The sequence below is a fragment of the Nocardioides sp. Z50_6 genome (assembly GCF_058215755.1).
Window position 1 is genome coordinate 188,737 of sequence record NZ_JBZAJB010000002.1, and the last position, 24,661, is coordinate 213,397.

General features: G+C 73.5%; 17 protein-coding genes. 4 read left to right on the plus strand and 13 right to left on the minus strand.

Features of this window, described 5'->3' with window-relative positions; translation table 11 throughout:
* Positions 1-49: 49 nt before the first annotated feature.
* The 7 genes from AC4BGE_RS05610 to AC4BGE_RS05640 form a co-directional block, all read right to left on the minus strand.
* Positions 50-2,395 (minus strand): arylsulfatase, encoded by a 2,346-nt coding sequence (locus tag AC4BGE_RS05610; protein ID WP_490574628.1) that lies wholly within the window; start codon positions 2,393-2,395, stop codon positions 50-52.
* A gap of 12 nt (positions 2,396-2,407) precedes the next feature.
* Complete coding sequence (locus AC4BGE_RS05615; protein ID WP_490574629.1) at positions 2,408-3,337, minus strand: formylglycine-generating enzyme family protein; 930 nt, start codon at positions 3,335-3,337, stop codon at positions 2,408-2,410.
* A gap of 41 nt (positions 3,338-3,378) precedes the next feature.
* Positions 3,379-5,055 carry a dipeptide ABC transporter ATP-binding protein gene (locus AC4BGE_RS05620; RefSeq protein ID WP_490574630.1) on the minus strand — a complete coding sequence of 559 codons (1,677 nt, stop codon included), beginning with the start codon at positions 5,053-5,055 and terminating at the stop codon, positions 3,379-3,381.
* Positions 5,048-5,851 carry an ABC transporter permease gene (locus AC4BGE_RS05625; RefSeq protein ID WP_489965822.1) on the minus strand — a complete coding sequence of 268 codons (804 nt, stop codon included), beginning with the start codon at positions 5,849-5,851 and terminating at the stop codon, positions 5,048-5,050. The genes AC4BGE_RS05620 and AC4BGE_RS05625 overlap by 8 nt, the downstream gene beginning before the upstream one ends.
* Positions 5,848-6,807 (minus strand): ABC transporter permease, encoded by a 960-nt coding sequence (locus AC4BGE_RS05630; RefSeq protein ID WP_490574631.1) that lies wholly within the window; start codon positions 6,805-6,807, stop codon positions 5,848-5,850. Before AC4BGE_RS05630 ends, AC4BGE_RS05625 begins: the two co-directional genes overlap by 4 nt.
* Positions 6,807-8,378 (minus strand): ABC transporter substrate-binding protein, encoded by a 1,572-nt coding sequence (locus AC4BGE_RS05635; protein WP_490574632.1) that lies wholly within the window; start codon positions 8,376-8,378, stop codon positions 6,807-6,809. Before AC4BGE_RS05635 ends, AC4BGE_RS05630 begins: the two co-directional genes overlap by 1 nt.
* Before the next feature lie 68 nt (positions 8,379-8,446).
* A complete protein-coding gene (locus tag AC4BGE_RS05640; RefSeq protein WP_490570506.1) occupies positions 8,447-9,613 on the minus strand; it encodes an ROK family transcriptional regulator in 1,167 nt (388 codons plus the stop codon).
* A gap of 216 nt (positions 9,614-9,829) precedes the next feature.
* Here AC4BGE_RS05640 and AC4BGE_RS05645 point away from each other — a divergent pair, with 216 nt between their 5' ends.
* Complete coding sequence (locus AC4BGE_RS05645) at positions 9,830-10,771, plus strand: TauD/TfdA dioxygenase family protein (protein WP_489965818.1); 942 nt, start codon at positions 9,830-9,832, stop codon at positions 10,769-10,771.
* 97 nt (positions 10,772-10,868) lie between these two features.
* Here the strand turns inward: AC4BGE_RS05645 and AC4BGE_RS05650 are convergent, their stop codons facing one another.
* The 3 genes from AC4BGE_RS05650 to tmk are packed head-to-tail and all read right to left on the minus strand — an operon-like array spanning position 10,869 to position 14,283.
* On the minus strand, positions 10,869-12,443 hold the full coding sequence (locus AC4BGE_RS05650; protein ID WP_490570507.1) for an alpha/beta hydrolase: 1,575 nt from the start codon (positions 12,441-12,443) through the stop codon (positions 10,869-10,871).
* Positions 12,440-13,612, minus strand: a complete 1,173-nt coding sequence (locus AC4BGE_RS05655; protein WP_490570508.1) for a DNA polymerase III subunit delta' — start codon at positions 13,610-13,612, stop codon at positions 12,440-12,442. The genes AC4BGE_RS05650 and AC4BGE_RS05655 overlap by 4 nt, the downstream gene beginning before the upstream one ends.
* Positions 13,609-14,283, minus strand: a complete 675-nt coding sequence (tmk, locus tag AC4BGE_RS05660) for a dTMP kinase (protein WP_490574633.1) — start codon at positions 14,281-14,283, stop codon at positions 13,609-13,611. The genes AC4BGE_RS05655 and tmk overlap by 4 nt, the downstream gene beginning before the upstream one ends.
* A 63-nt stretch (positions 14,284-14,346) precedes the next feature.
* Between tmk and AC4BGE_RS05665 the strand changes: the two genes are divergently transcribed.
* The gene (locus tag AC4BGE_RS05665) at positions 14,347-14,970 is read left to right on the plus strand and encodes a class I SAM-dependent methyltransferase (RefSeq protein ID WP_490570510.1); all 624 of its coding nucleotides are present in this window, start codon (positions 14,347-14,349) and stop codon (positions 14,968-14,970) included.
* On the opposite strand, the gene AC4BGE_RS05670 is transcribed toward AC4BGE_RS05665, so the two are convergent.
* Positions 14,940-15,560 carry a hypothetical protein gene (locus AC4BGE_RS05670; RefSeq protein WP_490570511.1) on the minus strand — a complete coding sequence of 207 codons (621 nt, stop codon included), beginning with the start codon at positions 15,558-15,560 and terminating at the stop codon, positions 14,940-14,942. The two genes, AC4BGE_RS05665 and AC4BGE_RS05670, sit on opposite strands and share 31 nt — an antisense overlap.
* A 247-nt stretch (positions 15,561-15,807) precedes the next feature.
* Here AC4BGE_RS05670 and AC4BGE_RS05675 point away from each other — a divergent pair, with 247 nt between their 5' ends.
* On the plus strand, positions 15,808-18,321 hold the full coding sequence (locus tag AC4BGE_RS05675) for a purple acid phosphatase family protein (RefSeq protein WP_490574634.1): 2,514 nt from the start codon (positions 15,808-15,810) through the stop codon (positions 18,319-18,321).
* Positions 18,322-18,358: 37 nt separating this feature from the next.
* On the opposite strand, the gene topA is transcribed toward AC4BGE_RS05675, so the two are convergent.
* A complete protein-coding gene (gene topA / locus AC4BGE_RS05680) occupies positions 18,359-21,097 on the minus strand; it encodes a type I DNA topoisomerase (RefSeq protein ID WP_490570513.1) in 2,739 nt (912 codons plus the stop codon).
* Between the two features lie 198 nt (positions 21,098-21,295).
* On the opposite strand from topA, the gene AC4BGE_RS05685 reads away from it, so the two are divergent.
* Positions 21,296-23,092 (plus strand): carboxypeptidase-like regulatory domain-containing protein, encoded by a 1,797-nt coding sequence (locus tag AC4BGE_RS05685; protein WP_490574635.1) that lies wholly within the window; start codon positions 21,296-21,298, stop codon positions 23,090-23,092.
* A 60-nt stretch (positions 23,093-23,152) separates the two neighbouring features.
* On the opposite strand, the gene AC4BGE_RS05690 is transcribed toward AC4BGE_RS05685, so the two are convergent.
* Positions 23,153-24,643 carry a DUF7059 domain-containing protein gene (locus tag AC4BGE_RS05690; RefSeq protein ID WP_490570515.1) on the minus strand — a complete coding sequence of 497 codons (1,491 nt, stop codon included), beginning with the start codon at positions 24,641-24,643 and terminating at the stop codon, positions 23,153-23,155.
* Positions 24,644-24,661: the final 18 nt, after the last annotated feature.

Sequence of the window (24,661 nt, forward strand, 5' to 3'; positions counted from 1 at the left end):
GGCGAAAACCGCCCACCGGGCAGTCCCCGGGACCGGTTGCGCCCGGGATTCAGTGCACGACCAGCGTCGCCCTCAGCTCCTCGGACTCGCTCAGCGGCTGGTGGTCGTCGCCCGCCACCAGGGTCACGTCGCGGATCGTGCCGCCGTAGCAGAACCCGCGGCCCGGACCGTAGTCGTCGGTCACCGGGGTCCCGCGGTCGACGCCGACGTTGAGGGTCTGGTCCATCGAGAAGAAGGACGAGATCGTCCGCTCGATCCGGCCCGAGCCCACCTCCTGGCCGTCGAGCACCAGCACCAGGTCGCCGCCCCGGCCGGGACCGCCGCCGTCATACGTGAAGCGCACCTGCGCAGTGTGCGCACCCTCGCAGACCGGGCCCCGGGAGCGGATGACCGTCTCCTCGGCGCCCAGCCAGGCGTAGGTGAAGGTGAGGAAGCCGTCGCGCACGTAGAAGGACCACCCGGCGAACCGGCTGCCCTGCGCGACCAGCACCCCCTCCGCCTTCCCGGTCTCGTCGGCGAACCGGGCCGTGATCGACCACGAGCCGTTCTTCAGCGGCGGGACGGCGTCCTCGCGGAGGTTGCCCGCGCCCGCCCGCAACGTCAGCCGGCGCGGCGGCGGCGGGCGGTGGCCGACCGTCACGGCCTCCCCGTCGCTGTCGAGCCGGCGCAGCGATTGGTCGTCGATCGGCAGCACGTTGTTGCGCCGCGCCTCGGCGAGGAAGAGCTCCTGCAGCTCCGCGAGCCGCTCGGGGTGCTCGGCGGCCAGGTCGCGGGCCTGGGTCCAGTCGGTGGTGGTGTCGTAGAGCTCCCACCGGTCCTCGGCCAGCGGCACCGGGGACTCGGCCAGCGCCCACGGCGTCCGGTGCTTGGTCACCGCGGTCCACCCCTCGTGGTAGATCCCGCGGTTGCCGAACATCTCGAAGTACTGCGTGACGTGCCGCTCCGGCGCGGCCGCGTCGTTGAGCGAGTAGACGAAGGAGACCCCGTCGACCGGGTCCTGCCGCACCCCGTCGACGGTCTCGGGGTGGGGCACTCCGGCCAGCTCGAGGATCGTCGGGAAGACGTCGATCACGTGGTGCCACTGGTCCCGGACCCCGCCGCGGTCGGCGATCCCCTGCGGCCAGTGCACGATCAGCCCGTTGCGGGTCCCTCCGTAGTGGGAGGCCACCTGCTTGGTCCACTGGTACGGCGTGTCCATCGCCACCGCCCACCCGGCCGGGTAGTGGACGAACGACTCCGGCCCGCCGATCAGGTCGAGCTGCTCGGCGATCCGCTCGGCGGAGTCCTCGATCCCGTTGAAGCGCATCGTCTCGTTGAGGGTCCCCTCCAGCCCACCCTCGGCCGACGCCCCGTTGTCGCCGAGGATGTAGAGGACCACCGTGTTCTCCAGCTCGCCGGCCGCACGCAGGTGGTCGAGCAGCCGCCCCACCTGGACGTCGGTGTGCTCGGCGAACGCCGCGTAGGTCTCCATCAACCGCTCCGCGACCAGCCGCTGGGTCTCGTCGAGCTCGTCCCAGTGCGGTACGCCCGGCGTCCAGGGCGCAAGCTCGGCGTCCGGCGGCACCACCCCGAGCTCCTTCTGCCGCGCCAGGGTCAGCTCCCGCTGCCGGTCCCAGCCGTGGGAGAAGTCGCCGCGGTTGCGGCCCCGCCACTCCTCGGGCAGGTGGAACGGCGAGTGGGTGGCGCCGAAGGCCAGGTAGGTGAACCACGGCCTGCCCCCGCCGTGAGCCCGGACGTCGTCGATCCAGCCGATCGCCTGGTCCACCAGGTCCTCCGACAGGTGGTAGCCCTCCGCGGCGGTCCGCGGCGCCTCGACGAACGTCGTCCCCTCCACCAGGGTCGGCTCGAACTGGCTGGCCTCGCCGCCGAGGAACCCGTAGAACCGGTCGAAGCCCTCCCGCGTCGGCCACCGGTCGAAGGGCCCGGTGGGGGTCTGCTCCCAGGTCGGCGTCTGGTGCCACTTGCCGAAGGCGCCGGTGGCGTAGCCGTTGCCGCTCAGCGCCTGGGCCAGGGTGCCGGCGCTCAGCGGTCGGGTGGCGTCGTAGCCGGGGGTGCCGTTGCTGATCTCGACCACGGTGCCCATCCCGACCGCGTGGTGGTTGCGGCCGGTCATCAGGGCGGCCCGGGTCGGCGAGCAGAGCGCGGTGGTGTGGAACCGCGAGTAGCGCAGCCCCTCCGCGGCGAGCTGGTCGGCCGTCGGCATCGCGCACGGGCCGCCGAACGCCGAGGAGGCGCCGAAGCCCATGTCGTCGAGGAGGACCACCAACACGTTCGGGGCGCCCTCGGGCGCCTCGAGCCGGGGCTGGGCGGGCAGCTGCTCGGCCTGGTCGGCGAGCGCCTCGGCCGCCTCGAAGGGCGGGCGGGGCTGGTGGAAGGGCAGGTGCGAGCGGGTCATCTCGGTCTTCTCTCAGTCGTCGCGGCGGTCGGGCAGGTCGTCGTTGGCGCAGCGGAAGCCGACGTTGGCCGAGGCCGAGTCGGGGGTGCTGCTGGAGCGGGCCGCCACCCGGTAGCGGCGGCAGTAGGAGTCGTGGCAGAGGTAGGAGCCGCCGCGCATCACGCGCTGGGTCCCGCGGCCGGGGCCCCGCGGGTCGCCGACGGGCTCCGGACCGGCCAGGGCGCGCTCGGCGTACTCGGTGGGCGAGAACCAGTCGGCGCACCACTCCCAGACGTTGCCCACGGTGTTCCACAGCCCGTGGCCGTTGGGCCGGAAGGAGCGCACCGGCGCGGTGGTGAGGTGACCGTCCTCGGCCGTGTTGTGCAGCGGGAAGTCGCCCTGCCAGATGTTGAGCCGCCAGGCCCCGTGGTCGAGCAGCTCGTCGCCCCAGGGATAGCGGGCGCCGTCGAGGCCGCCGCGGGCCGCGTGCTCCCACTCCGCCTCCGTCGGCAGCCGCGTGCCGGCCCACCGGCAGTAGGCGTCGGCGTCGCGCCACGTCACGTGCACGACGGGGTGGTGGGGCAGGTCGGCGGCCGAGGAGCCGCGCCCGGCGGGATGACGCCAGTCGGCGCCGCGCACCGCCCACCACCAGGGCAGCCCCACCACCGGGTGGAGCACGTCGCGCGGGTGCGCGTCGACGGCGAGGTGGAAGACCGCCGAGACGCCGAGCTCCTCGGCCTCGGTGACGTGGCCCGTCTCCCGGACGAACCGGGCGAAGGCCGCGTTGGTCACGGCCGTCTCGTCGATCCAGTACGGCGCCACCCGGACCTGGTGGACCGGGCGTTCGCCGTCGGCCGGGTCGCCCTCGCCGGACGCGTCGCCCATCGCGAAGGTGCCGCCGGCGATCCGGACCTGCCCGCTGCGGACGGCCTCCTGCGGCGAGGGCCGGTACGCGCCCGCCACCCCCGCGGGGGGCGCACCCCCCACCCCGCCCGAGCAGCAGGTCACGACGCGACCTCGACCGTCGGGACGGCCTGCCAGCCGTCGGTCCGGGCCGCCGGGTCCGGCACCGGCACGGCCGCCAGCAGCCGGCGGGTGTAGTCGTGCTGCGGCCGGGCGAAGACCTCGGCGACCGGCCCGGACTCCACGACCTCGCCCCGGCGGAGCACCGCGACGTCGTCGGCGACCTTGTTGACCACGGCCAGGTCGTGGCTGATGAAGACACAGGCGAAGCCCAGCTGCTGCTGCAGCGCGCGGAAGAGCTCCAGCACGTCGGCCTGGACCGAGACGTCCAGCGCACTGGTCGGCTCGTCGGCGATCAGCAGCCTCGGGCGGAGCACCAGGGCCCGGGCCAGGGCCACCCGCTGCCGCTGGCCGCCCGAGAGCGCCCGCGGCCGGCGGTCGGCGAGATCCGGGGCGAGCCGGACCGCCTCGAGCAGCTCCGCCACCCGTCGACGGCGCTCCTGCGCAGTGCCGACGCCATGGATGTCGAGCGGCTCCCGGACGCTGGCGCCCACCGACATCCTCGGGTCGAGGGAGGCCTCGGGGTCCTGGTGCACGAAGGCCAGGTCGCGCCGGAGCTCGCGCCGGCGGCGCGCGCCGAGGGCGAAGAGGTCCTCGCCGGCCACCTCGACGCGGCCCTCGGCGAGCGGGACCAGACCCGCGGCCAGCCGGCCCAGGGTGGTCTTGCCCGAGCCGGACTCGCCCACCAGCCCCAGCACCCGGCCGGGCGGCAGCTCGAGGCTGACGCCGTTGACCGCCGGGAAGGCGCGGCCCCGGCGCGACGAGCCGTAGCGCACGTGCACGTGCTCGAACCGCAGGGCCGGGAGGCCGGTCGCCGGCCCCGGGTCCGGGTCCGGGTCCGGGTCCGGGTCCGGGACGGAGTGGACCACGTCGCCCGCGTCGGGGAGCCGGAGCACCGAGGCGAGCAGCTGGCGGGTGTAGGGGTGCTCCGGGGAGGCGAAGAGCTGACGGGTGCTCCCCTCCTCCACCACGTCACCCTGACGCAGCACCACGACCCGGTCGGCGATCTCCGCGACCACCCCCATGTTGTGGGTGATCAGCAGGATGCTGGTCCCCGTCCGGTCGCGGATGCGGCGCAGCAGCGCCAGGATCTCCGCCTGGACGGTCACGTCCAGCGCGGTGGTGGGCTCGTCGGCGAGCAGCAGCTCCGGCTCGTTGGCCAGGGCGAGGGCCAGCACCACCCGCTGCTTCTGCCCCCCGGAGAGCTGGTGGGGGTAGTAGCCGAGCCGCTCCTCGGGGTCGGGGATCTCGACCTGGGTGAGCAGCTCCACGGCCCGGCTCCGGGCTTGGACCCGCGACAGGCGCCCGTGCGCCCGCAACGCCTCACGGAGCTGCCAGCCCACGGTGCGCACCGGGTTGAGGGCGGTCTGCGGCTCCTGGAAGACCATCGCGATCCGCTTCCCGCGGAAGCCGGAGAGCCCGGCCTCGTCGAGCCCGAGGAGCTCCTCGCCGCGGAACCGGATCGACCCGGTGGCGCGGGCCCCCGGCGGCAGCAGACCGAGCACCGCCCGGGCGGTCATCGACTTGCCGGAGCCGGACTCCCCGACCAGGGCGAGCACCTCGCCCGGGTCGACGTGCAGCGAGACGTCGTTGACGGCCGGCCGCGGGTGGGCGAAGGAGATGGCGAGGTGCTCGACGGTGAGCAGCGTCTCAGGCACGGTGGGCCTCCGAGAGTGACTGGGCCACCAGGAGCAGCCCGAGGACGAGGAGCACGACCACGAGGAGGGGGCCGAGGGAGAGGAACGGGGCGTCGTACATCAGTCGCGTGCCGTCCTTGATCAGCGACCCAAGCGAGGGGTGCGGGGCCTTGACGCCGATGCCGAGGAAGCTCATCGCTCCCTCGATGAAGACCGCCACCGACATCGAGAGCGCGAGCTGGACCGTGAGCGGCTCCAGCGAGTTGGGCAGCACGTGACGGCGCAGCAGCCACCACGGGCGGGCGCCGACCACCTGCGCCGCCTCGACGTACGGCATCTCCCTGACGGTGCGCAGGGAGGTCCGCACCAGCCGGCCGAAGACCGGCACCTCGATGGCCACGATCACCACCGCGATGGTCGCCACCCCGGGCCCGATGACCGCGGCCAGCGCGATGGCCAGGATCAGCGTCGGGAAGGCCAGCACCAGGTCGAAGAGGCGCTGGGTGAGCACGTCGGTGACCCTCCACCAGCTGGTGACCAGGCCCAGGAGCATGCCGAGGGTGGCGCCGGCGGGGACGGCGACGAAGACCACCAGCAGGTCGACCCGGATGCCTGCCAGCGTCCGGGAGAGGACGTCGCGGTTGACGTCGTCGGTGCCCAGCCAGTGCGCCGCCGAGGGGCCCACCAGGTTGGCGCCCGGTACCTGCTGGGTCGGGGAGTACGGCGCCAGCAGCGGACCCAGCAGCCCGAGCAGCACGATCGAGCCCACCAGCACCAGCCCGGCGATCCCCTTGGGGGTCCGCAGCGCGGCCCTCATGCCGTGCCGCCGATCCGGATCCGCGGGTCGAGCCACGCGTGGACGACGTCGGTGACCAGCTGGGTCACCACGAAGATCGTCACCGAGAGCAGCAGCAGGACCTGCACCACCGGGTAGTCGCGCCCGGAGATCGCCTCCTCGACCAGCCGGCCGAGGCCCGGCCAGGTGAAGATCGCCTCCACCAGCACCGCCCCGCCCAGCAGGGTGCCGAACTGGATGCCCAGCACCGTGACGGCCGACGGCAGCGCGTTGGGCAGGGCCTGGGTGAGCACGATCCTGGCGTGCCCGATGCCCACCGCGCGCGCGGTGGTGACGTAGGGCTGACGCAGCTGTGAGCGCAGCGACTCGGTGAGGAACCTCGTCAGCCCGGCCCAGACCGGGACGGCGAGGCAGGTCGCGGGCAGCAGCAGGTACTGCACGGCGATGTCGGGCCGGGCGATGAAGCCGTCCGGCGGGGTGCCGCCCGAGGGCAGCACCGGCACCAGGACCGCGAAGACCAGCACCAGCAGCAGCCCGGTGGCGAAGGTCGGCATCGCCAGCGCCACGGTGTTGATCCCGGCCAGGGTGGCGTCGAGCCACCGGCGCTCCGCGACCACCGCGACCACCGCGGTCGCCGTGGCCGCGCCGACCGCCAGGGCGAGGGCGGTCAGGGTGAGGACCACCGTGTTGGTGGCCCCGTCGGCGAGCAGGTCGCTGACCTGCCCGCCGACCACGAAGGAACGGCCGAGGTCGAAGGTGAGCACGTCGGAGATCCAGGAGAGGTACTGGGTGAGGAACGACTGGTCCAGCCCGAGGTCGGCGCGGATCGCCGCCCGGGCCTCGGGCGAGGCGTCGGGCCCGGCCAGCGTGTCGACGGGGTCGCCGGGCACCAGCCGCATCAGCCAGAAGATCAGCAGCGAGGCCGCGGCGAGCAGGCCGAGCGCGGAGGGGAGCCTCCCCAGGACGTAGCGCAGCATCACTGCTCCTTCCACGCCTCGTCGAGGAGGAGCTCGGTGCGCTTGCTGTAGTCGATGCCGTGCACCGCGCTGGTGGAGACCAGCTGGGGGTAGTAGGTGACCAGGTCGGTGAGCCAGACGTTCTCCACGATGTGGTCGTTGACCTTCTCGAAGAGCTCCCCGGCCTCGGCCGAGGTCGGGTCGGCGACCTTCCAGGAGGCGTCGGAGTCGGCGCGGTAGCGCGCGTCCTCGAAGTTGGAGGCGTTGTGGGCGGCGTTGAAGGGGAACGCGCTGACCGTCAGCGTGGCCGGCGTGTACTGGGCGTAGGTGTGGCTGAAGATCCACATGCCCTCGAACTGGGCGCCGACGAGCTGCTTGTACATCGAGGCGAACTCGGTGGGCTTCAGCTCGACCTCGATGCCGGCCTCGCCGAGGTCGGCCTGCACGATCTGGGCGATCGCCTCGGCGGTCGGGTCGCCGGCGGCGAACTGCAGGGGCAGGGTGGGCACCTCGCCGATCTCGGCGACCAGCGCCTTCGCCTTGTCCAGGTCGCGGGCGTAGTGCAGGCCCGCCTCTTCGTCGTACGCCGGGGAGGCCGGCGACCACGGGAGCCCCTGGGGGACCGCGGCGCCGCGGTAGACGTCCTGGACGATGCGCTCGCGGTCCACCGCGTAGGCCACGGCCCGGCGCAGCCTGACGTCCTGGAGGTCCTTGTTCTTGAGCTGGAACCCGATGTACTGCTGGTTGGTGGCGCCCTCGAACCTGCTGATCTGGAACTTCGGGTCCTTGCTGAGTGTCTCCACGTCGCGCGGGGTGACGCCGGTCGCCAGGTCGTACTGGCCGGAGCGGAGGCCGGCGACCCTGGCCTGGGCGTCGGGGACGACCGAGACGTCGACGGCGTCGAGCTTGGGTGCCCCCTTCCAGTACTCCTCGTTGCGCTCGAAGGTCATCGCCGACCCTGGGGTCCAGCCGGTGAACTCGAAGGGGCCGGTGCCGTTGTAGACCTCGGCCTCCTTGAGACCGTCGAAGGTCTCGGCGTCGACGATCGGGACGATGTCGAGCAGGTCGAGGATGTTGCTCAGCGGGTGGGCGAACTCCAACGTGATGGCGTGCGGGTCGGAGGTGTCGAAGCCGGTCACCGCGGCGGCGGTCCGCTGGACCTGGACCGCCCAGGCCGGGTCGGCGAAGGTCTCGATGCTGAACCGCACGTCCTCGGAGGTGAAGGGACGGCCGTCGTGGAAGGTCACGTCGTCGCGCAGCTGCAGCGTGATCGACCGGCCGTCCTCGGCCACCTCCCAGGAGGTGGCCAGCGACGGCTGGGCGTCGAGGCTGTCGTGCGGGTACTCGACCAGCGAGTCGTAGGTCAGGCCGATCAGGGTGTTGCCGACGTCGCTGGACTGGCCGAAGACGGAGGCGGGGACGTGGTCGGTGGCCGCGGCGACCCGCAGGGTGCCGCCGGCCACCGGGTCGCCGGAGGAGCCCGAGGGGGACTTCTCCCCGACGGCCGAGGAGCAGCCGGCGAGCAGGAGCACCGACGCGGCGGCAGCGGAGGCCAGCCTGGGGAAGAAGGAGCGAGGACGCGTTGCGGACACGGGCGTTGCCTTTCGGGTCAGGGAGCGGGAGTGGTGCGCGGGGTGGAGCGGAGCGAGCGGCCAGGCGCTCAGGCGGACGTCGGGCGGGTCTTGGTCCTGGGTCCGGCGGGCAGCACGTCGAACGGGTCGTCGTAGACCGGCGCGAGCGCGATCGTGCAGGCGGCGAGGGCCTGGATGCCGGCGCCGAAGCGGGTGAAGGAGAGATCGAGCGGCGGCAGGGTGGTCGTCGCGTCGAAGGCGGCCACCACCTCGTCGAGGACGCCGGGGAAGTCGGTGAACGCCTGGCCGACGAGGATCATCCGGTCCGGGTCGACCATGTCGCGGACCAGGGCCGCGGTCTCGCCCAGCAGCCTGGCCCGGGCGCAGAGCAGCGCGCGGACGGCGGGGACCCCGTCGGCGGCCGCGTAGACCCGCGCGATCAGCGGCTCGTCGACCAGCCCGTCCCGGTGGGCGGCCACGGCCAGCGCGTGGTCGCTGACGCTGGCCTCCAGGCAGCCGGTCCGTCCGCACGAGCAGGGTGCGCCGGAGCGAGTCGGGAAGTGGGTCAGGCGCGCGGCCCGCGAGACCTCGGTCTGGCCGCCCTTGTCCAGGGCCACGGCGACGCCGGTGGTGTTGCGGGCGTAGAAGTAGGTGGTGACCCCCTGGGTGCCGTGGCGGCGGTGGATGAACTCCGCGGCGGCCACGGCGGCGATGTGCTCGCTGGTGGTCACCTGCAGGCCCAGCGCGTCGCCCAGCGCCGCCCCGGTCGCCCGCTCGTCCAGGCCCACCGCCTGCCAGGGGGCCACCACTCCCGCGACCAGTGGCCGGCGGCCCGGGTGGGCCCGGAGCATCTCGACCAGCTCGTGCCCGATCCAGTCGAGATCGAGCGGGTCGGTGGGCAGCTTCTCCTTCGTGCGACTCACCACCACCTGCCCGGACGGGTCCCCCAGCGCCACGGTGAGGAGCCGGGCGCCGACGTGCACGCCGACGGCCACGTAGACCGCGCGGTCGATCTCCACCGGGGTGCTCGGCCGCCCGATCGACCCGGCCTGCACCTTGTCGGGTCGCTCGCGGAGCAGTCCACCCTCGACCAGGGCGCTGACCGTGCGGGCCACGGTGCGGCCACTCAGGCCCGTCGGGCCGGCCAGCTCCTCGCGCGTCGCGCGGCCCCGGCCCCTGACCTGCTCGAGCACGCGGCCCGCGGCCGAGCCGAAGCGGCCGCGGGTGACCACGATGGTCGGGGACTGTGGGGTCATCTGCACTCCTGGAGCGGGCGAAGGAGCCCGGGATTAAAGTCGATTAAGTTGATCGAGAATGACAGACAGTGGCCTCGATCGGCCGTCGTCTCAACCCCGACACGCAGTTAGGGCCACGGTGTCGCGAACCGTTGAGAGCGGCTTCCCCGCACCGGATCGTGGGGGTCCTCCCGGCCGTCACCCGACGCCGGTCGACCCACGCACGGAGGACTTCCCATGACCATCAGCCTCGACCGACGCCACGAGACCGCCCTCGCGGTCCAGCAGCTCGGCGGCAACATCGGTGCCCGCATCGACGGCGTCCGGCTCGGCGCCGACCTCGGCGACGACACGATCCGCCAGATCCGAGCCGCCCTCCTCACCCACAAGGTCGTCTTCTTCCGCGGTCAGGACCACCTCGACGACGAGGGGCACATCGCCTTCGCCGAGCAGCTCGGCAGCCTGACCACCGCGCACCCGACGGTCAACACCGGCAGCGCGCGGATCTTCACCCTCACCGCCAACAAGGGCATGGCCGCCAACAGCTGGCACACCGACGTGACCTTCGTCGACCGCATCCCGGCGATCAGCATCCTGCGCGGCGTCACCATCCCGGAGTACGGCGGCAACACGGTGTGGGCCAACACGGCCGTGGCCTACGAGTCGCTGCCGGCCTCGCTGCGCGCCCTGGTCGACAACCTGTGGGCCCTGCACAGCAACGACTACGACTACGCCCACTCCGCGGAGTCCCCCGAGTCGGTCGAGGAGTCGCACAAGTCCTTCACCCGCAGCCAGTTCGCCTCGACCACCTTCGAGACCGAGCACCCGGTGGTGCGGGTCCACCCCGAGACCGGCGAGCGCACCCTGCTGCTGGGCCACTTCGTGAAGAAGTTCGTCGGCCTCAACCAGAAGGAGTCCGCGATCCTCTTCAACCTGCTCCAGGACCGCGTCACCAAGCTCGAGAACACCATCCGGTGGAGCTGGCAGCCCGGTGACGTGGCGATGTGGGACAACCGCGCCACCCAGCACTACGCGGTGGCCGACTTCGACACCCAGCCTCGCGAGGTGCGCCGGATCACCGTCGCGGGCGACATCCCGGTCGGGATCGACGGCCGTTCCAGCATCCCGCTGAAGGGCGACGCCGCGTCGTTCTCCGACATCGGTGCGCTGGTGAGCTGACGTCACGCACGTCGCTCACCACCTCGCTCAGCCGGCCGGGTCCCCACGGACCCGGCCGGCTGTGCCGCGTCAGGGCGGCTCCCGGCGGCTCAGCGGCTCAGCAGGTGACCTCACCGTCGGGGACGACGCCGTCGATCAGGTAGGACTCGATCACCTCGTCGACGCAGGAGTTGCCGGCGTTGTAGGCGGTGTGGCCGTCGCCGTCGCGGGTCACCAGGATCGCGGAGCCCAGCTGCTCGGCGAGCGCCTCGGCCCACTCGTACGGCGTCGCGGGATCCCGCGTGGTGCCGGTGACCAGGATCGGCGCCGCTCCCTCGCCGTCGATCTCGAGCGGCTCGGCCGCCTCCCCCGAGAAGCCGTCACAACCGACGAGGCCCCAGGCGAAGATCCGGCCGAAGGTGGGCGAGGCCTCCTCGAAGGCGGCGTACTCGTCGGGGACCTTCGACGCCGGGACCGAGGACGGGTCGTCGAGGCAGTTGATCGCGTAGATCGCCTCCGAGGAGTTGTCCAGGTAGCCGTCGGGCCCGCGGGAGGCGTAGAGGTCGGCCAGCTCCAGCAGCCTGGTGCCGTCGCCCTTCATCGCCTGCTCCAGCGCCCGGGTCAGCAGCACCCAGTAGTCGCGGTTGTAGAGGGGGGCGACGATGCCGTAGAAGGCGTTGCCGACCTTGAGCTCCCGGTCGCCGGCGGGCAGGGGCTTCTTGTCCACCCGGTCGATGAGCTGCCTGATCGCGGCCAGCCCCTCCTCGACCGAGTCGCCGAGGAAGCAGTCCCCGCTGTCGACGCAGTCCTGCACGTAGGCCCTGAGCGCGGTCTCGAAGCCCCGGGCCTGGCCCAGGCTCAGCCCGCGAGCGTCCAAGGAGACGTCGACCGCACCGTCGAGCACGAAGTGGCCCACCCGGTCGGGGAAGAGCTCGGCGTAGGTGGCGCCCAGCTTGGTGCCGTAGGAGGCGCCGAAGTAGTCCAGCTGCTCCTCCCCGAGGGTGGCCCGCAGGACGTCCATGTCCTTGGCGGCCTCCACGGTGGAGACGTGGTCGGCCAGGTCGCCGCTCCGCTCGGCGCAGCCACGGCCGAACCGCTCGGTCCACTCCATCAGCTCCGCCGCCTCGGCGGGGGTGTCGGGGTCGGGGTCACCGGCCAGGTAGTCGTCGAGCTCGGAGTCGGTGAGGCAGTCCACCGGGTTGCTGCGGCCGGTGCCGCGGGGGTCGAAGCCGACGATGTCGAAGTGGTCCAGCAGCGGGGCACGGAAGACCAGAGAGGCCTGGGCGGCGTACTGGGTGCCGGGGGCGCCCGGTCCGCCGGGGTTGACCACCAGCGACCCGACCCGCCGGTCGGGCGCGTCGGCCAGCACCTTGAGGAGCGCGAGGTCGAGCTGCTTGCCGTCGGGCTCGTCGTAGTCCTGCGGCACCTTGAGCCAGCCGCACTCGTAGCCCTGCCCGCAGTCGGACCAGTCGACCTCCTGGGAGTAGAACGGCTGGAGGTCCTCCTCCGGCGCCTTCGTGGCGTCCTGGGACGGGGCGCCGCCGGTCTTGAGGGGGCGCTCGGGGACCCGCGTCGTCTGGGTGTCGTCGCGCCCGGCCCTCCCGTCGCCGTCGTCCAGGAGCAGGGCAGCTCCCACCGCGACCGCCCCGAGGACCAGCACCAGCGCCAACACCGCCGCCACCACACGCTTCACCGACCGGTACCGCCTTCCAGCCGCAGCGCGACCATCATCGACTCGAGCGCCATCACCGGTGGCACGTTGAACTCCAGCATCTGCTCCCGGGCCACGAAGATCGCCTCGATCCGGCGCAGGTTCTCCTCCGGGGTCGACCTGCGCGCCAGGGTGGCGACGTCGGCCCGGATCTCCTCGTTGACCAGGCTGCCCGGGGCGCCCAGCTTGAGCGCGATGGCGTCCCGGTAGACCGAGACGAGATCCATCAGGCCGCGGTCGACGACGTCGAGGAGCCGGCGCTTGGCCCGGGTCTTCTGCCCCTTCTCCAGGTCGCGCAGCGCGGGGGCGTACTCCCGTGGGCGCTTGCCGCGGCCCTCCACCCCGTACGACCTGTCCAGCTCGGACTTCTCCCGCGCGTCCAGCGCGGCGGTCTGGGACTCGGCCTCGGCCTTGGCCACCTCGAGCAGGTTGGACGCGGCGTTCATGCACGAGCCCAGCGACGTCAGCCGCGCCGGGAGGCGGACCACCTCGGCCCGTCGGTTGCGGGTCTCCTCGTCACGGGCCAGCGCCCGGGCCCGGCCGATGTGACCCTGGCTGGCGCGGGCGGCGTGCGCGGCCAGGGGCTCGCCGACCCCCTCGGTGCGGACCAGGAAGTCGGCCACCGCCGCGGCCGACGGGGTGGTCAGCGTGACCAGGCGGCAGCGGGACCGGATGGTCACCAGCACGTCCTCGGCCGACGGGGCGCAGAGCAGCCACACGGTGCGTGCCGTCGGCTCCTCGATCGCCTTGAGCAGCGCGTTGCACGCCTGGTCGGTGAGCCGGTCGGCGTCCTCGACGATCATCACCTGCCACCGGCTGCCGTTGGGGGCGAGCGCCGACTTGCGGACCAGATCGCGGACCTCGTCGACGCCGATGGAGAGCTTCTCGGTGCGGACCAGGGTGACGTCGGCGTGGGTCCGCCCCAGCACCGTGCGGCAGGCGTGGCACTCGCCGCAGCCGGCGCGCTCGCACTGGAGCGCGGCCGCGAAGGCCATGGCCGCGTTGGAGCGGCCCGACCCGGGCGGGCCGGTGAAGAGCCAGGCATGGGTCATCCCGTCGCCGAGCGCCGCCCGGCCGAGGGTCTCCACGACGTGGCGCTGGCCGACCAGGGTGTCCCAGACGCCGGCGGCGGGCAGCCGGGTGGCGGTCACTCGGCCACCGCCGGGGCGGACGTCGTGACCGGGTCCAGCAGCGGGGCGAGCCGGCTCCGGACGGCGGCGGCGATCTCCTCGACGGGGGCGCGCGCGTCCAGGACGAGGTAGCGAGCGGGATCCTCGGCGGCCATCGCGAGGAACGCCTCGCGCACCCGCTGGTGGAAGTCGAGCGACTCCCCCTCCATCCGGTCGCGCTCGGTGAAGCGCTCCAGGCCCGCCGCGGGCTCGAGGTCGAGGACGACGGTCAGGTGGGGGCGCAGCCCGCCGGTGGCCCAGCGCATCACCGGCTCCACCTCGGCAGCGCTCAGCGCCCGCCCGGCACCCTGGTAGGCGAGCGCGGAGTCGACGTACCGGTCGGTGATCACGACCTCGCCGCGCGCCAGCGCCGGGAGGACCACGGTGTCGACGTGCTCGGCCTTGTCGGCGGCGTAGAGCAACGCCTCGGTGCGGTCCGACAGCTCCCCGGTGGCCGGGTCGAGGACGATCCGCCGCAGCCGCTGCCCGACCGCGGTGTCGCCGGGCTCGAAGGTGAGCACGACGGTGTGCCCCCGTTCCTCCAGCCATGCCTTCAGCGCCCGCGACTGGGTCGACTTGCCGGCGCCCTCGCCGCCCTCGAAGCAGACGAAGAGACCGGTGTCGGCGTACACGGGTGGGACGGGCGCGCTCACCTGCCCCACCCTACGCGGGGCGCGACGGGGCGCGACGGGGCGCGACGGGACTAGCCTGGGCCGATGAGCTGGTGGACCGACCACGTGGTGCCGCGGCTGACCGACGCCACCCTGGCAGCGCCGGAGATCGGGGAGCTGCGCACGCAGGTGTGCGCCCCGCTGACCGGGCGGGTGCTGGAGATCGGGTTCGGCTCCGGCCTCAACCTGCCGCACCTGCCGGCCGCGGTCACCTCGGTCGACGCCGTCGAGCCCTCGGACCTGGGGTGGTCCCGCTCGTCGGCCCGGCGGGCGGCCGCAGGTGTCCCGGTCGAGCGGATCGGCGTCGACGGCCAGGCCCTCGACACCGGGGACGAGGCCTACGACTCCGCGCTGGTGACCTTCTCGCTGTGCACCATCCCCGACCCGGCGCGGGCGCTGGCCGAGGTACGCCGAGCGCTACGGCCCGGCGGCACCCTCGCCTTCCTCGAGCACGGTCTCTCCCCCGACACCGCGGTGGCCCGGTGGCAGCACCGGCTCAACGGCCTCCAGGGCTGCGTCTGCGGCGGCTGCCGGCTCACCCACGACCTGCCGGCACTGCTCGCGGCCGCGGGCTTCGAACCGGTCGCGCTCGAGCAGCGCTACCTGGTCTCCGGCCCCGCGGCCGCGCGCCCGTGGGGCTACGGCTTCCTGGGCTCCGCCCGCAGCTGACCTCCGGGCCGGGTCAGGCCGGGCAACGGGCCCGGCTCGGGCACCGGGGGCAGGCTCCGGACGGCCGCCGCGATGGCAGCCTCCAGGAGCGAGCGCAGACGCTGGTCGCTGTCGGCGTTCTCACCCCGCACCCCCCGGACCGCGGCCCGGACCAGGGTGGGCGCGACCCGCTTGTGGAAGACCTTCTCCGAGACCGGCCTGCCCTGGGCGAAGCGCCGGGCCCACCCGGCCTCGCCGGGGACCTCGCGCAGCACCTCCTCGATCTCGGCCCTGGTGGTGCCGCGACCCGGCTCGGGGTCGCCGATCACCTCCAGCAGCCGCTGCACCGAGAGCAGGCCGGCGGCCAGGGCACGCTGCACCGACTGCGGCGAGAGGGGAAGGGCGTGGATCGCCGCCGCCGCCGCGACCTCGACCTCGGTGCGCGGTCCGCCCCGCAGCCCCACCACCGACGGCACCATCACCGCGAGCGCGGAGCGCTCCCCGTCGCTGATGTTGTCGTTGACGAGCCGGGCGAGCTCGGCCAGGAGCGGGTCGGTGCAGGCCGGATGGTCACTCCACCGCTCACCGGCCAGCACGGAGGCCATCTCCATGAAGCACGCGCCCGATCGCGGCGTTCGGTGGCGGCCTCGGGACAAGATCGGGAAGCTGTCAGGTGTCTGCGACATGGTCATGGGCGTTCCTCCTCCATCCAGCGTGCGCCCGATCCGCCAGGGGATCAAGGGGTCCTTCTGCCCCTTCCCCGGGGCAAGACGACCGGGCAGTCGGGGCCGGTCTGGGGTTGACTGTCCCCAGCGCGCGACCACGGGGGGTGGTCGCGGCGACGACGTCGGGGGAGCCATGACATCGCTGTCGAGCAGGAGCCGCGGCCGTCTTCGGGGGCTGCTCACCGCCCTGCTCACCGCCCTGGCCACCCTGCTCGCCGCGGGATCGGTCGCCGTCCCGACGCAGGGTCCGCGCGACGCCGCGCAGGCGACCGGTCCGCTGGTGGGTCCCGCCACCACCTGGCGCTACCTGGCCGACGACACCGACCCGGGCACGCCGGCCGACCCGCGGGTGTGGACCACCCCGGGCTACGACGACAGCCGCTGGGCGTCGGGCCAGGGCGGGTTCGGCGGCCGTCGCCTGGGCAGCCAGGGCGAGACGCCGGCGTTCGACCAGGGCCGGGTCGCCGTCACCCAGCTGCCGATCCGCCCCACAGGTGCCCTCAGCAACGTGCGCACCTACTTCTTCCGAACCACCTTCGAGGTGACTCCCGAGCTGCTCGCCTCCGGCCGCGACCTGGTCGGTGACGCCTACGTCGACGACGCGGCCCTGATCTACCTCAACGGCCGCGAGGTGGTGCGGCACCTGGTGGAGCCGGGCACGCCGAACCTCGCGTTCGACGACGGTGTCGGCGGCGACCTCGACTTCACCCTCGCCTCCCAGGACCTCCGCGTCGGCACCAACACCTTGGCCGTCGCGCTCCACCAGGGCCGCCCCGACAGCTCCGACATCTGGTGGTCCCTGGACCGGCTCGCTCCCGTCCCGGCCCCGCCCCCGGCACCCACGGAGCCGGCGCCGAGCCGGGTCGTGCTGACGCCCACCGCGACGCCGGCGACCTCCCAGCACGTCACCTGGCTCGCGGCCACCGCCGAGGACACGACCGGCCAGGTCGAGCTCCAGCCGGCGGCCGGCGGCGCGGTGCGCACCGTGGCGGCGAGCAGCCGCGGGCCGGCACCCAACCAGGCCCGCCGTCACTTCACCGCCACCCTGAGCGACCTCGCGCCCGGCACGACGTACCGCTACCGGGTGGGCGTGGCGCCCGTCTGGTCGTCCTGGGCCGCCTTCACCACCGCCGATCCCGACGACCCCGACCTCGAGTACGTCTACTACGGGGACGCCCAGACCGGGCTGGACACCACCTGGCCGCGGGTGGTGGAGATGGCCGAGGCGAGCGCGCCCGACTCCATCGGCTCGGTGCACGCCGGCGACCTCGTCGACGTCGGCAACCACGACCACCTGTGGGACAGCTGGTTCCGCGCCATGGCGCGCTCCGCGGCCGGCACCAACGTGCTGGCCGCCCCGGGCAACCACGAGTACGCCGGGGACCGGCTGCTCCGCTCGTGGAAGGCGCACTTCGAGTACCCCGCCAACCACCCCGACAGCGGCACCATCGGCGCGCTCGAGGCCCGCGCGGTGGGCGACGGCGAGGCTGCCCGCCAGCACCGCGCGCTCTTCGACCACTGGCGCGACCTGGCGCACGAGACGATCTACTTCACCGACTACCAGGACGTCCGCTTCGTCACCGTCAACGCCACCCGCGACCTGCAGTTCCTGACCCCGGCGGCGCTGCCCTCCTGCGCGGGGGACGACTGCCCCGAGCCCCGGATGGCCGAGCTGTGGGTGGAGTACCAGGCGGCGTGGCTCGACCACGTGCTGGGCGCCTCCCCCGCGCGGTGGAACGTCGTCACCTTCCACCAGCCGGTGCTCTCCGCCACGGCGGGGCGCGACGAGCCGCTGCTGCGCAAGCACTGGCTGCCCGTCCTCCAGCGCCACGACGTCGACCTGGTGCAGATGGGCCACGACCACGCCTACGCGCGGGGCTACCTCGACGAGGACCGCACCGCGGATCCCGGGGTCACCGACGGCCCGGTCTACGTGGTGAGCAACTCCGGCGACCGGCACTACAACCTCGAGGCCCCGGCCCGGAACGTGTGGACCGCGAACGGCGCCACCCAGGTCCTCGTCGGCGCCCGGGTGACCACCTACCAGGTGGTCACGGTCTCCGAGGACGCCCTGGTCTACCGCTCGTTCCTGGCCGAGACCGCGCCCGGGGCCTACACCGTGCCCGCGCGGCCCCTGGTGGTCGGCGAGGTGCTCGACTCGTTCACCATCCACAAGGCCGCCGACGGGACCAAGCGCGTGGTCGAGACGGGCACCCGGCCGCCGGAACCCGCCGCACCGACCCCGACGCCGACGGTCCCGGCCGTGGCGCCGACGCCCCCGGGCCCGCGGACCCCGGAGACCCGGCCCCCGGAGACCCGGCCCCCGGGACCAGCTGGCGCCGGCAAGCAGCGGGCCCGCGTCCGCGTCGCCGGCGCCCGGCTCCGCGTCGGACGACGGGGGGTGGCCTGGCTGCAGGCCTCCACCTCGGGCACCGCCCGGGTCACCCTGCGGCTGGGCCGGAAGAAGGTCTACCGCACCGTGCGGGTCACCGCCACCGGCCGGACCAAGGTCTCCCTGGGCAAGGTCCGGCCCCGGCTCGTCCCCTCCGGCACCGGGACGGCCCGGCTGGTCGTCGTGCTCCTCCCGCACGACACGGGTTCCTACGCGCGGGCCCGTGCGGTCGTGAGGCTCAAGGTCCGGCGGTGAGCCGGCGCGGCGTCGCCCGCTGGGGCGACGCCGCGGCTCAGGCCTTCTTGGCGGCGGCCTTCTTCGCCGTCGTCTTCTTCGCCGCCGTCTTCTTGGCCGTGGACTTCTTCGCGGCCGCCTTCTTCGCGGGAGCCTTCTTGGCGGGCGACTTCTTCGCGCCCTTCTTGGCACCCTTCTTGGCCGGACCCTTGGCGCGCCGCTCCTCCAGCAGCTCGGCCGCGCGCTCGAGGGTGATGTCCTCGACCGTGTCGTCCTTGCGCAGGGTGGCGTTGTACTCGCCGTCGGTCACGTACTCGCCGAAGCGGCCGGCCTTGACCACGATCGGCTGACCCGAGACGGGGTCGTTGCCGAGCTCCTTGAGCGGTGCGGTGGCCGCGCCGCGACCCCGAGCCTTGGGCTGGGCGTAGATGGCCAGCGCCTCGTCCAGGGTGATGGTGAGCAGCTTCTCCTCGGAGTCGATCGTCCGGGAGTCGGTGCCCTTCTTCAGGTAGGGGCCGTAGCGGCCGTTCTGGGCGGTGATCTCCACGCCCTCGGCGTCCACCCCGACCACGCGCGGCAGGCTGAGCAGCTGGACGGCCTGGTCGAGGGTGACCGTGTCGAGGGACATCGACTTGAAGAGCGAGCCGGTGCGCGGCTTGGCGCTCTTGGGCGCGTCCTCGGGGAGCACCTCGGTGACGTAGGGGCCGTAGCGACCGTTCTTGGCCACCACCCTCAGGCCGGTCTCGGGGTGGACACCGAGCTCGATCTCCTCGCCCGCCGGGTTGGCGAGGAGCTCCTTGGCCTTGGCCAGGGTCAGCTCGTCGGGCGGCAGGTCGTCGGGCACGTTGGCCCGCTTGGCCGGCGCGGTCCCGTCGTCGTCCGGACCCGGGACCTCCTCGATGTAGGGCCCGTAGCGCCCCACCCGCAGGTGGATGCCGGAGTCCTCCCCGCCCACCGGGAACGTCGCGAGCTCGCGGGCGTCGATGTCGCCCAGCCCGGTGACCAGCGGGTGGAGGCCGGTGACCTTGTCGGAACCGTAGTAGAACTCGCCGAGCTCGGTGACGCGGTCGCGACGCCCGGCCGCGATCTCGTCGAGGGTGTCCTCCATGTCGGCGGTGAACTCGTAGGAGATGTGGCGGGGGAAGTGCTCCTCCATCAGCCGGATCACCGAGAAGGCGATCCAGGCGGGCACCAGCGCCGTGCCCTTCTTGTAGACGTAGCCGCGGTTCTGGATGGTCCCCAGGATCGAGGCGTAGGTGGAGGGGCGACCGATCTCGCGGTCCTCCAGCTCCTTGATCAGGGTCGCCTCGGTGTAGCGGGCCGGCGGCTTGGTCTCGTGGCCGGCCGCGGAGATCGACGCGGCGCTGACCGCGGCCCCCTGCACCAGCTCGGGGAGGCGGGTCTCCTGGTCGTCGCGCTGCTTGGAGCTGTCGTCGAGCCCCTCGACGTAGGCCTTCAGGAAGCCGTGGAAGGTGATCACCCGGCCCGAGGCGCCGAAGACCACGTCGCGGCCGTCGGAGGCGGTCCCACCGAGGCGGACCGAGACCGACTGGCCGACCGCGTCCTTCATCTGGGAGGCGACGGTGCGCATCCAGATCAGCTCGTAGAGCCGGAACTGGTCGCCCTTGAGCCCCGTCTGGGCGGGGGTGCGGAAGGTGTCGCCGGCCGGGCGGATCGCCTCGTGCGCCTCCTGGGCGTTCTTGACCTTGGAGGCGTAGGTACGAGGGGCGTCGGGCAGGTACTCCGCGCCGTAGAGCTCGCGGACCTGGTCACGCGCCGCTCCGACCGCCGCGCTGGAGAGCGTGGTGGAGTCGGTACGCATGTAGGTGATGAAGCCGTTCTCGTAGAGACGCTGGGCCACCGACATGGCCACCGACGCGCTCATCCCCAGCTTGCGGCCGGCCTCCTGCTGCATCGTGGTGGTGCGGAAGGGGGCGTACGGCGAGCGCTTGTAGGGCTTGGACTCGACCGAGCGGACCTCGAAGGAGGTGTCGTAGAGGGCCTCGACGAGACCCTCCGCGGCCTTTCGGTCCAGGTGGGCGACCGAGTCGGGGGACTTGAGCTCCCCGACCTGGGTGAAGTCCGAGCCGCGGGCGACCCGCTTGCCGTCGACCGAGTGCAGCTTGGCGGGGAACATCCGCGGGTCGGCCTCGGCGCCGCCGTCGAAGGTGCCCTCGAGGTCCCAGTAGGAGGCGACGCGGAACTTCATCCGCTCGCGCTCGCGGTCGACGACCAGGCGGGTGGCCACCGACTGCACCCGGCCGGCGGAGAGGCCGGACATGACCTTCTTCCACAGCACCGGGGAGACCTCGTAGCCGTAGAGACGGTCCAGGATGCGGCGCGCCTCCTGGGCCTCCACCAGGTCCATGTCGATCTCGCGGGGGTTCTCCGCGGCCGCCAGGATCGCGGGCTTGGTGATCTCGTGGAAGACCATCCGGCGCACCGGGATGCCCTTGGGCTTCAGCTCGTCGAGCAGGTGCCAGGCGATCGCCTCGCCCTCGCGGTCCTCATCGGTGGCGAGGAAGAGCTCGTCGGCGTCCTTGAGCAGCTTCTTCAGCTTGGTGATGTGGCTCTTCTTGTCCCGCGGGACGACGTAGTAGGGCTCGAAGCCGTGCTCCACGTCGACCCCGAGCCGGCCCCACGGCTTGTCCTTGATCGTGGCCGGGGTGTCGGCGGCACTCTGGGGCAGGTCGCGGATGTGGCCGATGGACGACTCGACCACATAGCCCTTGCCGAGGTACCCACCGATCTTCTGGGCCTTGGTCGGGGACTCCACGATGACCAGCTTGTGCGCCACTTCTTGTTTTCCTTGCTCGAGGGACCGCACGTGGGACTCACGCGAGGCTCAGAGCCGACACGGTAGCGCGACATCTCATCAACGCCGCTCACGCCGTCCCCCGCGTGGGCCGCGTCGGCGCGCGGGCGGCGTCCCCGATTTGGGGGAATCAGGGCGCCACACGGGCCTCCGCGGCTCCGGTTCTGTCAAAGTGCGCCGGTGAGACCCGTGTCATCGACGCCGCGCCGCCGCGCCCCGAGGGCCCTCCTGGGAGTGCTCCTCGCCCTGCTGACCGTCCTCGTCGTGCCCTCGCTGGCCCAGGCCGCCGACGACCCGGAGTGGGGGCTCCTGTCGGGCCGGGTCAGCGCCGCCGGCGGCGGGGAGACCGGCTCGGTCGACGGGGTCGCGCGCTCCGCCCAGGGCGACTACCCGTTCGACACCGACCCCGACGGCCGCTGGGAGGTCGACGTCACCGCGGGCGGCCCCTACACCCTCACCTTCGCCGAGGAGAGCGACGTCTTCGCGACGCTCACGCTGCCCACCACCTACCCGGTGGCGGCCGACCAGACGGTCACCGTGCCCACGGTCACGCTCACCCGGTACGCCTACGGCACCGTCACCGGGACGGTCCGCACCGAGAACGGTCCCGTCCTGCCCGACGCCGAGGTCGAGCTGGTGCGCCTGGTGGGCGACGCCGCGCCGTACTCCGGCCACGAGGTCGTCGCCGCGACCACCACGGACGCCCAGGGGGTCTACCGGTTCGACGACGTGAAGTACGGCCCCGGCCTGACCTACACGATCGGCGCCTCGGCCGCCGGCCACCGCAACGCCTACCTCGGCGGCACCCGCGACCCGGCGACGAGCGCCCCGCTGCCCGTCTCCGGCACGGTCACCGCGCCCGTCCTGGCGCTGCGCTCGGCGCCGCACGTGCGCGGGGTCGTCCGCGCCCCCGGAGCCACCGAGCCCGAGCCGCTCGACCGGGTCGACGTCGAGCTCCACCGCTGGGACGCCACGGCCGGCGAGTTCAGGCTGGTCGGCACCGACCGCTCCCGCAACGGCGGCGAGTACGCGGTCGAGCTGGCCTCCCCCGGACCGCACACGCTGCGCTTCGTCACCGACGACGTCGCCGACCTGGCGGACTCCGGCTGGCTCGGCGGGGCCGAACCGACCTCCCCGAGCTCCCCCGGCGTCTTCGTCGTCCCGGACCCGCTCGCCGAGATCACCCGCGACGACGTCCTCCTCGCCCCGCTGACGGCCAGCGGCACCCTGCTGGCGGCCGACGGGACGCCCCGCCCCGGTGTCACCGTGGTGGTGCACCGCTGGGACGACCCGTTCTACTCGCCCACCGGCGCCACGGCGACCACCGGCCCCGACGGCACCTTCCGGGTCCGGCTCCCGCGGGAGTCGACGGTCACGCTGGAGTTCGTCCAGGCCGGTGCCGCTCCGCTCTTCCTCGGCGGGGGCAGCGAGCTCCCCGAGACCGGCGTGGGGCCGCACAGCGTGACGGTGGGGCAGGCACCGGTCGTCCTCGGCCGGCTCGTCGCCGGGGTGCCCACGGCGACGCCCGACCCGACGCCCACGCCCGTCCCGACTCCCACGCCGACGCCCGTGCCCACGCCCGTGCCCACGCCGGCGCCCGTGCCCACGCCCGTGCCCACGCCGACGCCCGTGCCCACGCCGGCGCCCGCGCCGGCGCCCGCGCCACCCGCACTCGCGTCGTCCCAGGTGCGGCTCAAGGTCGACAAGTCGAGGTCGACCCGCAAGAAGGTCGCCGTCGTCGTGGTCCTCAAGGTCTCCGCCGGCGGGTCGAGCGCCGGTCTGGTCACCCTCAAGGCGGGCAAGAAGGTCCTCGCCAAGAAGACGGTCGGCGCTCGGACCACGCGGGTCACGCTGATGGTCAAGGCGGCGAAGCTCCGTGCGCTGCGGGGCTCGAGCAAGCGCGCGACGAGGCTGCAGGCCCTCTTCGGGGGGAACCCGCAGACCGCGAGCGCGGTCTCGAAGCCGACGAAGGTCTGACGACCCCCGAGCTGGGTCCCGCGCCGCCATCGGGGAGGGTGGCTGCGCGGGACCCGTCCGTCAGTGGGCCTCCTCCAAGAAGCCCTCGGCGACCAGCTCGGCGACCGCCGCCAGGTGGGTGGACCGCAGCCGGGCCGGGTCGGAACCCAGCAGCGAGGCGATCGCGTCGAGGATCTGCCCCACCTCGAGCTCGCCGTCGCAGGCACCGACCAGCGCCGCCTCCACCGTGTCGACCTTGCGGGCCCGGCGCAGCCCCCGCTGCTGGCGCAGCACGATCGTCTCGGGGTCCTCGGCGCCCGGCTGTCCGTGCGTCTCCTGCACCACGTCGACCGGGGCGACCAGCCGCAGCCCGGTCAGGTCCGGGGTGCGGTGCAGCAGGTCGCGGGCGCGGGCCCAGCGGGCGGTGGCGGGCGCGATCGGCTGCTCCACCTCGTACGGCCACTCCAGCAGCTCGCGGGCCGTGCCGGCGGTCGGGCCGCCCTTGCGCAGGTTGATCCAGCCGAAGCCCACGCCCTCGACCTGCTGCTCGTCGAACCAGCTGAGCCAGGTGTCGTAGCGGCGCACGTAGTCGGGGCCGCCGTGGTGACCGGCGTCCTTGAGCCACAGCTCGACGTACGCCGCCGGGTCCAGCACCTCCCGCTGCACGACCAGGGCGTCGGTGCCCGCCGGGATCCACTCCTCGAGGCGCTCCGACCAGGAGCGGTCGCGGGCGATCACCCAGTTGGCCAGCACCTGGCACCAGCCGCCGTCGTTGAGCAGGCCCGGGGCGCTCCGGACGATGTGCTCGACCACCCGGTCGCCGGGCAGCCCCGAGTCGCGGTAGACCAGCCGCTCGCCGGTCGCCGGGGAGATGACGAACGGCGGGTTGGTGGCGATCAGGTCGAAGGTCTCGCCCGCGACCGGCTCGAAGAACGAGCCGTCGCGGACCTCGACGCCGGCCACGTCGTTGAGCGCCATGTTGAACCGGGTCATCCACAGCGCCCGCTGGTTGACGTCGGTCGCGACCACCCGCCGGCTGTGGGCGGCCAGGTGCAGGGCCTGCACCCCGCAGCCGGTGCCGAGGTCCAGCGAGCTGCCGACGGGCTCGCGCAGCGTCATCTGCGCCAGCGAGGTCGAGGCGGGGCTGATCCCCAGCACGTGGTCGGGGCCCACCCGGGTCTGGCTGCCGTCCAGGCCGGGGGTGAGGTCGCTGACCACCCACAGGTCCGGCAGGTCCGGGTCGTCGGTGGCATAGGGACGCACGTCGAGGCGGGCCGCCACCTCGCCCACCGAGCGCTCCACCAGCCCCTGGGCGGCGAGCCGGTCCAGGAGGCCGGGCAGCGCCTGCTCGGCGTGCTCGGCGCTGACCGGCACCTGCAGCAGGAAGAGCCGGGTCAGCGTCTCGAGCGGCGAGCCGCCCCGGGTGGCCCGGACCCCCGGCGTCGTCTCGTTGCGGCCGAGGGCGGCGTGGGCCTGTGGGCCGAGGAGCTCGGCGACGGCGTCGTAGGTGAAGCCGGCGGCGATGACGTGGGAGCGCAGCTCCCGGGCGAGGGCGGCGAGCTGGTCGGACATGGCGCTCATCCTCGCAGA